The organism is Ruegeria sp. SCP11, from assembly GCF_040329455.1.
Classification (GTDB): domain Bacteria; phylum Pseudomonadota; class Alphaproteobacteria; order Rhodobacterales; family Rhodobacteraceae; genus Ruegeria; species Ruegeria atlantica_E.
In genome coordinates this window covers 1-8508 of sequence record NZ_JBDZYG010000033.1, presented here as the reverse complement: position 1 = coordinate 8508, position 8508 = coordinate 1, and the positions used below count along the sequence as shown (strand labels likewise).

The following is an 8508-nucleotide window of genomic DNA, read 5'->3' as shown; positions in this document are numbered from 1 at the left end:
GTTTGCCGGGTTGGCTACGACCGGCGCTCACATCTTGTGAACGCGGTGTTTTTAGCAGACTTATGTGGCAAGGTAAAACAACATGCTTGTCGCGTAACGGCAGGCAGGAGTATGTCCGACCTCCCTCTACATACCGTGATGAACGGCGGTCCAACTGTGAAGGAATATTCGCAGCGGCAGCGAAAGCGCACTTCGTCAGCATAGCTGACCTTCACTGCATCGGGCTCCAACGTCCGTTATGCGGACAAAGCCGACCTTCGCTTTACCCGCAACAGCTATCGCCTAACTGGATTGGTGGGCACGGAACAGTGGCATAGGAGCAGTATACACAACAATCGCCTTCCAAGGGCTTCAAAACCGCTTTGCACGACTTGCACTCGTAGAACCACTGGCAGGCGTCCGTCGGCATTTCTTCGGTTTCGCTGTGCCCACACTTTGGGCAAGTCAATGTGCTTTCAAGCAATACAGTTTGGTCCGTCATAGTCTCACATCTGCATAATCAGGAAATCATTGATCCGAGCCTCATGGGACACGACGACCCAAGCCAAGCCGGTCATCGCGGTCGTTCCCAAAAGCCACCACTTCAATTTCGGCAATGAACCGCGTTGATAAGACACCAGCCAAGAAATCGCGACGAGCGCGGTTGAAACTGCCAATACATAGTAGCTTGCTGCTGCTATCTGCCCAAAGATTGCGATCCAACTGCCGCCCAGTCCCAACAGCATCATCGTCATAGGCAATACACAACAAGTGGCGACGCCAAGTGCTGACAACGATCCTATGTAACTAAGGCTAAGGTACTTCTGCATTTTCGTTTCTAATGGCCCTATTTTTGCGGAGTTGAATAAGCGGCACCCACTTGTATAACTTCTGTAACCACTACAGGATCAAGGCGGGAAATCTCACATGTTTGCGATTGGGGAAGCATCCCGGCAAAGCGGTGTCGGCATTGAAACTATCCGCTACTACGAGCGCGAAGGGATAGTGCCAAAGCCAGAACGGGCATCAAACAATCGACGAATGTACTTCACGCGGGATATTGGAAGGCTTCGCTTCCTTAAGAAGTGCCGTGACTTGGGCTTTCCGCTCGCAGACGTAAAGACGCTACTCGACCTGTCCGAAGGCGACGTTGAGGATTGCCAATCCGTCAAGCAACTGGCCGAACTCCATGTCTTCAATGTGCGTGCAAAGATAGACGAACTTAGGCGCTTGGAAGCGGCGTTGGTCGAGCTTACAGCCAACTGCGACAGCGGGAATGTCTCGTGTCCAATGCTCTCTAAGCTGCGCACTGAATAGGGGAACTTGGGCTCAGTGCGGACCTTGAAACGGGTTTCTTGATTGTCACTTTTTCCGTCCAAAGCGGCCATTATTTCAAACTGCCAGGGAATGAGTAGAGATGGCTTGTTAGATTAATAGTTCCGCTAGCGTTCGGTATAGGCCAAATCCTGCTCCCGCAACCAGCGTCAGAAAATCTCAACACAGCCCGTTCAGACTACAATTGATCCACTGGATCAATTGCTTAACGTCTTCACCTCGTCAGGCTCATAACCTGAAGGTCGCAGGTTCAAATCCTGCTCCCGCAACCGCTTGGGTCGAACAAAGTACCGAACTCGCCGCCTCAGGGCGGCTTTGTTCGTTCTGGGACACAGCCAACGCAAGCAAACCCACCAACTCCCCAACCAACTCAATTACATAAGTCCCATCTTCCGGGATCAACCTGATCTCCGATAGAAGGCTGCGAATGATCGAAGTGTCTTCAACTCGCGATGAGGGATCCCGCAATGCCGTGGTCAAATTGGCGACTTGTTCACGATACACATCAGACAATCCGGGATGCAGCAAACCGGTTGACGATCAAACGCGCGGAACTCGAAGATCGCATTCTCTCAGGCCTCAAGGAACAGTTGCTGCACCCCGATCTGATTGCGGAATTCGCCAAAGCCTATCAGGAGGAATACAACCGTCTTGCCGGGTCCATTCAACAGGAACGTAGTAAGGCCGAACGCGATATGGCGCAGGTGGAGAGTAAGATTGACAATCTCATTAACGCCATCAGCGATGGCATGTTCCACCCCAGCATGAAAGATAAGCTGACAGCATTGGAAGCGCGCAAAGCCGAACTCGAAGGCATCATCAATTCGGCGTCAGATGAACCGTCGGTTTACCGCTGGAGCAAGAAGTACGGTGGAATGGGTGTTGATCAATTGAAGGAACAGAAACGGCTTCAGAAAGAGAACGAGCCGCCTCCGAGTGGCTTTCGTTGTTCTCGGTCATCCTAATCATCGCCGTGTGTGCTCCCTCCAGCTCGATCTCCACGCTGTCCCTCTTAGGCTGGATCGTGACACGTTCGAGCAAGCCACTGATATCCTTGGCGATGGGATTAATATTACGGCTACCTCTAAAAGTGTGGCGTCGGTCGAAGGAATAGTTGTTTTAGTTGCGACTTAGTCACCCAACATCCATTGCCCTCTCGGCCAGAAAGCATCAAAAGCAAACGCAAACATCACGTCGTGCATTACGTCCTTACCGTTGGCGTCGCGCACGCGGACTGCACCGATATCTCGACCTTCTGCAATACTGCTCGTGTCCAGAGCTGAAGCCATGCCCTTTTTCCATTCGATTGTAAGACCGGCTTCGGTAATGCTCCCAGCTTGCCGGACACGCTCAAGCAGCCAGGCTCTTTCACCAACTCGGACTACACGCGCCAATGCCGGTACCCCATGTGGCGGCGGATCCCCAGTAAAGAGAAATGGCATAGCGGAGCTATCGTACTGATGGTATGGATTTCGACCGTACTGCCGGCGAAACGGGGGTTCATCCATGACCAACCCTTCTGGATGGCGCGCCCGAAAGCTGTCCCAACTCTCCATCCAAGCTGGAAGAGCGCGTAATTGAGAACCAGTGAGTTCGCCCGCGATTGCAGTGCCGATCGCTTGTTGCCACCAGCTTTCTGTTTGCCTGTCAAACATGATCATGTCCGAATTGCGCAATTTGCCAGAAACGCCGAATTCTAATACGCCGTATTCTGTGCGCCGGTCAAAGACGATACCCGAGTTGCACAAGGGGCAATATGTGACAGCGAATGACAAATCCCCTACTTCGTCGTTCACGATTTCATGCCACGTCAAATAACGTAGAGGATAGGCACGCGCCAAAGCGCCATCGACCTCCAAAGTTATCACTGGTTCGCGTCTGGCTATTCGGTTTTCCTGAGAGACAGGAATCATAGCAGGGTCGCTTAATGCCGGGATGCCATCCTTCGGTGGTCCACCAGAAATGATCTCCGACCAATCAGTAATACTGGTGACGGAGAAGTCGGTCTGCGGCCATTCGTTTTTCCACCGGACAGGATTGGACCACGCTAAAGAAGCGGAGACGGACAAGATCACTGCAAGAAACGCTGTTTTGAACACAGAGAGCACCTCCCTTGGGCAGCACTTCCATTAGTCTAGACTAAGTGCGGGAATAGGCTTTGCGAGCGGCACGCGATTGTTACCATTGTTGATCCGTGAAACTTGGAACTAATCGTTTTGGGCTCTTTTGCGGCCATTGGGTTGGTTTTTTGGGGGTCAGCTATCGTTTGCCAATGCGGGCATTCGTTGAAAGTAGTTTAGCCGTAAAGTGGTACTAAACTGCGCTAAACGGATTCGTCAGAATATGAGTTTCGTTGATGTTCGGTAAAGGTCAGATCCTGCTCCCGCAACCAGTCAAAACCAGCATTGTCAACTTTCAGTGTGATGACCGGAAACTGGGATATTTGGGGTATTATTGCTATTGTGCTATATTCGATGCCGCAATTCCAATTGATTAAAAGTTTGGATCAACTCCGCTTGACTGATCGAGCAGGCCGTACCGGTGTCGTGTACGACGATGGTACATAACCACACCAGACCAGCGTGACACCGCGCGCTCTGGTAATAAGAAGTTTAATAAAACAACTCTTAAACTATTGATTTAAGACCAACTTTAGCCACTGGCAGTGCACAGCTGAGGCAACGCGGTTCCCTAGTCCTGATCCAGACCATTACTGGAACTGGAGATACGACCATGCCGAGTTTCGCCGACTGTTTTATCAAAACGCCACCGAGTGCAGGAAATGCGCAAACCCGTTGCACCTCCAGAACTTTCTCGGCTCTGTTGATCGTCGTGGCATTGGTTTCCGCGGTCTACGCAGTACCACGTGCTGAAGCTCAGCAGCTTTATGTCGTGGGTAGTGACCGCGGTGGATACCTGCATGACCGCCTGGCTGAACTGGAAAACCTGAAACGCAATGGCATCCAGGTCGAAATACGTGGGCGTGTCTGTTTCTCGACATGTACGATGTTTCTGGGGTTGCCAGGCACCTGTGTAGACCCGGACACAATCTTTGGCTTTCATGGTCCGTCGCGCAGTGGGCGCCGGCTGGCAGACGAAGATTTCGAGTTTTTCAGTCGGGTTATGGCCGACTACTATCCCGAACCCTTGAAGTCATGGTTCATGAACAAGGCACGTAACCGGATCAATGGCGTTTACAAGGTTAAGGGGAGCGAGATCATACGCATGGGGGTGCCCGCTTGCCGAACCGCCTGACTCCGGTATTGTTCACGTGTGAACCTGCAGGTATCACCTTTTGATCCACGACCACCGTTCTCACACGGGGCCAGCCAGGCAACAGACAGGGTTATTGTGCTGACATCACTTTTCAATCGGTTCGGGCGGCGCGCTGTGTTCTTGCCTCCGAACCCGGACAGTCCGCTGTGCGTGATTGGTGATGTGCATGGCTGCGTTTCTCAACTAGAAAAACTGTTGGCTCTGGTGCCGCAGGATCACCGTATCGTTTTGGTGGGCGACTACGTGGATCGCGGGGAACATAGCGCGGAAGTCTTGCGCCTGATCAGTGAACGCTCGGATTTCACCTGTCTGAAGGGCAACCACGAAGAGATGCTGCTGCAGTTCCTAAAAGATCCCAAAAGGCAGGGTCCCCGTTGGCTGCGCAATGGGGGGCTGCAAACCCTGGCTTCATTCGGCATACGCGGTGTCCGAACAGAGATGAGTGGCGATGAGCTGGAAGATTGCCGTGACAGGTTGCAACACGCACTGGGGCATACATTGCGCGCATGGCTAGAGGCGCTGAAAACCTGGGAGACATCGGGTAATGTTTTGGTAGTGCACGCTGCCGCTGATCCCGATGTCCCGGCTGGGGAACAATCTGAGAATACTCTTCTTTGGGGGCATCCGTCGTTTCAGTCCAAGCCCCGGCGCGACGGCATTTGGGTTGTCCACGGTCATACAATTGTCAGTGTCGCGGGCGCGCGAAATGGACGTATTTCCGTTGATACCGGTGCATTTGCGACGGGGGTGCTTAGCGCGGTTTGCCTTAACGGTTCCGAGCCCAGGTTTCTGACAGCCCAAGCGTGACATAGGTGTGCTTCTGCCATCCACCTTCCTGCTGTCAGCTGGTTGAGCCCTCTTTTTCTCATTGAAACAGAGCAAAACCTTGCCACGGCATATCACATTTAATAGGTCTTTCTTAAATAGATCGGATTTCGAGCTTGTCATGTTGATCACTCCTGTCCTCCTGTGCGGAGGGTCCGGAACGCGTCTTTGGCCGTTGTCCCGGAAAAGTTACCCAAAACAATTTGTGCCGCTTGTTGGTGAGGAAACCCTGTTTCAAGCCTCTGCGTGTCGCCTTTCCGGCGGGGCACAGGGCTTGGAGTTTGCAGCCCCTTTGGTTGTGACCAATTCAGATTTTCGATTTATCGTCGTTGAACAGCTGCAAGCCACCGGGATTGATCCAGGCGCCATTCTGATCGAGCCCGAGGGCCGAAACACCGCGCCCGCGGTTCTGGCCGCTGCTCTGCGTGCTGTGGCTGAAGACCCAGACGCGGTGCTGCTGGTAGCCCCGTCCGATCACGTTGTGCCCGACGTGGCCGCATTCCATGCCGCGGTTGCCCGCGGGCTTGAGGCCGTGGCGAAAGGTCAGTTGGTGACATTTGGGATCACTCCGACGCACCCGGAAACTGCCTACGGGTATCTCGAACTGAAAAAGGCAGCAGGGGGCGATGGGGCGCCGGTCCCGTTGAAACAGTTTGTCGAAAAGCCGGATCTCGCCCGTGCAACCGAGATGCTGAAGGCCGGAAACTTCAAATGGAATGCGGGGATTTTCCTGTTCCGTGCTTCTGACATGATCACCGCCTTCCGGACCCATGCGCCCGATCTGATGGCACCGGTCAAAGAAGCTGTCGAGACGGCGACTCCGGATCTGGGCTTTTTGCGTCTGAACCCGGAACCTTGGGCGCAGGCCGAAGACATCTCGATCGACTATGCGGTTATGGAAAAGTCGTCCAACCTGTCAGTTGTTCCGTTTGATGCGGCCTGGTCCGACCTTGGTGGTTGGGATGCGGTGTGGCGCGAAAGTGGGCCGGATGCGGATGGAGTGGTCACCAGCGGCGGAGCGACGGCGATTGATTGCCAGAACTCGCTTTTGAGGTCGGACAGTGATCAGATGGAGCTGGTTGGAATCGGACTCGAAAACATTATTGCCGTGGCGATGAACGATGCGGTTCTGGTGGCGGACTCCTCGCGCGCACAAGACGTTAAGAAAGCCGTAACCGCGCTGAAGGAAAAAGGCGCTTCTCAGGCCACGGCGTTCCCCAAGGATCACCGCCCGTGGGGTTGGTTCGAAAGCCTAGTGATTGGCGACCGCTTTCAGGTGAAGCGCATTCATGTTCACCCCGGCGCCTCGCTGAGTCTACAGAGCCACGTGCACCGATCAGAGCACTGGATCGTGGTCGAGGGTACGGCCCATGTGACCATCGACGATCAACAGCAACTGGTGACGGAAAACGAGTCCGTCTACATCCCGGTTGGGGCCGTCCATCGGATGGAGAACCCAGGTAAGGTGCCGATGGTTCTAATCGAAGTGCAGACTGGAACATATTTGGGCGAGGACGATATCGTCCGGTATGAGGACATATACGCACGCGGACAGGGCGCTAAGGGCTGATCAGCAGCGGTACCGTCACGGTTTGTTAGCGCAGAACAAGGCTCCCTCAATCGGGAGCCTTTTTTCCGGATGTTCTCCTTGCCACGCGCACTGCAAAGCAAGTTGTTTCGGGGTTTGGGTTTTTCGCTGGCGTCAATCTGCGCCGAATAGATCGCGAGTGAAAACCTTGTCGCTCACATCCTTTATCTCATCGGACAGTCGGTTGGCGACGATCAGATCCGCCTTCTGCTTGAATTCTTCAAGATCGTGGATCACCGGTGAGTGGAAAAAGTGGTCTTCTTTTAACACTGGCTCATAAACGACGACCTGCACACCCTTGGCCTTGATCCGTTTCATAATGCCCTGAACCGAGCTTTGACGGAAATTGTCGCTGCCTTCTTTCATGACAAGCCGGTAGATACCGACTGTTTTCGGTCCCTTCATTAGGATTTGGTCGCTCAGGAAATCCTTGCGGGTACGGTTGGCGTCGACGATCGCGCGGATCAAGTTTTGCGGCACCTGACTGTAATTGGCCAAAAGCTGCTTGGTATCCTTGGGCAGGCAATAGCCGCCATAGCCGAACGACGGGTTGTTGTAATCGGCACCAATCCGCGGGTCGAGGCTCACACCTTCGATAATCTGGCGCGAATCCATGTCACCAGCCAGGGAATAGCTGTCGAGTTCATTGAAAAAGGCAACGCGCATTGCAAGGTAAGTATTGGCAAACAGCTTGATCGCCTCAGCCTCGTTGGGATCGGTGAACAGAACCGGTACGTCCTTATCCACTGCTCCCTCCAACAGCAGATCTGCAAAGGCTTTGGCCCGGTCCGAGCGTTCTCCAACAATGATCCGGCTGGGATGCAGATTGTCGTGCAACGCCCGTCCTTCGCGCAGGAATTCTGGCGAGAAAATCACGTTTTTAGTGCCGAAACGCATGCGCGCATCAGCGACGAAACCCACAGGTATTGTTGATTTTATGACGATGACAGCATCGGGATTCAGTGTGCTGGCCTGTTCAATTACAGCGTCGACCGAACTGGTGTCAAAATAGTTGCTGCGCGGATCATAATTGGTCGGGGTGGCCACGATTACGAAATCAGCCCCACGAAATGCGACCTCAGCATCGGTCGTGGCGGTCAGGTCAAGTGTGCGGTTGGCCAGGAATTCCTTGATTTCCACGTCCTGAATAGGGCTTTGACGCTGGTTGATCAAAGCCACGCGTTCCGCGGAAATATCCAGGGCCACCACTTCGTGGTTTTGTGCCAAAAGCACTGCATTGGACAGGCCGACATAGCCGATCCCAGCGATCGCAATTTTCATACTGTAGTTCCTTGTGCAACCTTGGTCTGCGAACTTGGATCGAACATACCCATGCTTTGGCAAACAGATAAGCTCGCGAACGATATCACAGCCCTATGTCAGTTTTGAATTCATTAATTCACGGCGGCGTTGATTGGAGTTGTTATGAGGGATGGGGTGATTTGTGAGATGGTGCGTCCCCATCGTGTTACGGGGTTTTCTGCGATGAAGATGATGTCGTTGTT

At 53.4% G+C, this 8508-nt stretch carries 10 protein-coding genes; 5 read left to right on the top strand and 5 right to left on the bottom strand.

Features of this window, described 5'->3' with window-relative positions; genetic code table 11:
* Window positions 1-262: 262 nt before the first annotated feature.
* Both ABLN94_RS24300 and ABLN94_RS24295 read right to left on the bottom strand, forming a co-directional pair.
* The gene (locus ABLN94_RS24300; RefSeq protein ID WP_352997256.1) at window positions 263-481 is read right to left on the bottom strand and encodes a GDCCVxC domain-containing (seleno)protein; all 219 of its coding nucleotides are present in this window, start codon (window positions 479-481) and stop codon (window positions 263-265) included.
* A gap of 4 nt (window positions 482-485) precedes the next feature.
* Complete coding sequence (locus ABLN94_RS24295; RefSeq protein ID WP_352997254.1) at window positions 486-809, bottom strand: hypothetical protein; 324 nt, start codon at window positions 807-809, stop codon at window positions 486-488.
* A 97-nt stretch (window positions 810-906) separates the two neighbouring features.
* On the opposite strand from ABLN94_RS24295, the gene ABLN94_RS24290 reads away from it, so the two are divergent.
* Window positions 907-1296 carry a MerR family transcriptional regulator gene (locus ABLN94_RS24290; RefSeq protein ID WP_352997252.1) on the top strand — a complete coding sequence of 130 codons (390 nt, stop codon included), beginning with the start codon at window positions 907-909 and terminating at the stop codon, window positions 1294-1296.
* Window positions 1297-1781: 485 nt separating this feature from the next.
* Window positions 1782-2279, top strand: coding sequence for a hypothetical protein (locus tag ABLN94_RS24285; RefSeq protein WP_352997260.1), 498 nt, complete (start codon window positions 1782-1784; stop codon window positions 2277-2279).
* Between the two features lie 165 nt (window positions 2280-2444).
* Here the strand turns inward: ABLN94_RS24285 and ABLN94_RS24280 are convergent, their stop codons facing one another.
* Window positions 2445-3413: a DUF3179 domain-containing protein gene (locus ABLN94_RS24280; protein WP_352997250.1), complete on the bottom strand. Its 969-nt coding sequence runs from the start codon at window positions 3411-3413 to the stop codon at window positions 2445-2447.
* A gap of 634 nt (window positions 3414-4047) precedes the next feature.
* Between ABLN94_RS24280 and ABLN94_RS24275 the strand changes: the two genes are divergently transcribed.
* From ABLN94_RS24275 to ABLN94_RS24265, 3 genes are all read left to right on the top strand, one after another.
* Window positions 4048-4569 (top strand): hypothetical protein, encoded by a 522-nt coding sequence (locus ABLN94_RS24275; protein ID WP_352997248.1) that lies wholly within the window; start codon window positions 4048-4050, stop codon window positions 4567-4569.
* Window positions 4570-4665: 96 nt separating this feature from the next.
* Window positions 4666-5397, top strand: coding sequence for a metallophosphoesterase family protein (locus ABLN94_RS24270; protein ID WP_352997246.1), 732 nt, complete (start codon window positions 4666-4668; stop codon window positions 5395-5397).
* A gap of 139 nt (window positions 5398-5536) precedes the next feature.
* Complete coding sequence (locus ABLN94_RS24265) at window positions 5537-6985, top strand: mannose-1-phosphate guanylyltransferase/mannose-6-phosphate isomerase (RefSeq protein ID WP_352997244.1); 1449 nt, start codon at window positions 5537-5539, stop codon at window positions 6983-6985.
* Between the two features lie 132 nt (window positions 6986-7117).
* Here ABLN94_RS24265 and ABLN94_RS24260 read toward each other — a convergent pair whose 3' ends face one another.
* Both ABLN94_RS24260 and ABLN94_RS24255 read right to left on the bottom strand, forming a co-directional pair.
* Entirely contained in the window at window positions 7118-8284 is a 1167-nt protein-coding gene (locus ABLN94_RS24260; protein ID WP_352997242.1) for a nucleotide sugar dehydrogenase, read from the bottom strand.
* Window positions 8285-8397: 113 nt separating this feature from the next.
* The coding region (locus ABLN94_RS24255) for a hypothetical protein (protein ID WP_417750530.1) at window positions 8398-8508 on the bottom strand (111 nt) is incomplete at its 5' end.

Excerpts from the sequence above, each read along its gene's own strand:
- ABLN94_RS24300 (WP_352997256.1), bottom strand. The coding sequence starts at position 481 with ATGACGGACCAAACTGTATTGCTTGAAAGCACATTGACTTGCCCAAAG.
- ABLN94_RS24295 (WP_352997254.1), bottom strand. The coding sequence starts at position 809 with ATGCAGAAGTACCTTAGCCTTAGTTACATAGGATCGTTGTCAGCACTT.
- ABLN94_RS24290 (WP_352997252.1), top strand. The coding sequence starts at position 907 with ATGTTTGCGATTGGGGAAGCATCCCGGCAAAGCGGTGTCGGCATTGAA.
- ABLN94_RS24285 (WP_352997260.1), top strand. The coding sequence starts at position 1,782 with ATGCCGTGGTCAAATTGGCGACTTGTTCACGATACACATCAGACAATC.
- ABLN94_RS24275 (WP_352997248.1), top strand. The coding sequence starts at position 4,048 with ATGCCGAGTTTCGCCGACTGTTTTATCAAAACGCCACCGAGTGCAGGA.
- ABLN94_RS24265 (WP_352997244.1), top strand. The coding sequence starts at position 5,537 with ATGTTGATCACTCCTGTCCTCCTGTGCGGAGGGTCCGGAACGCGTCTT.
- ABLN94_RS24260 (WP_352997242.1), bottom strand. The coding sequence starts at position 8,284 with ATGAAAATTGCGATCGCTGGGATCGGCTATGTCGGCCTGTCCAATGCA.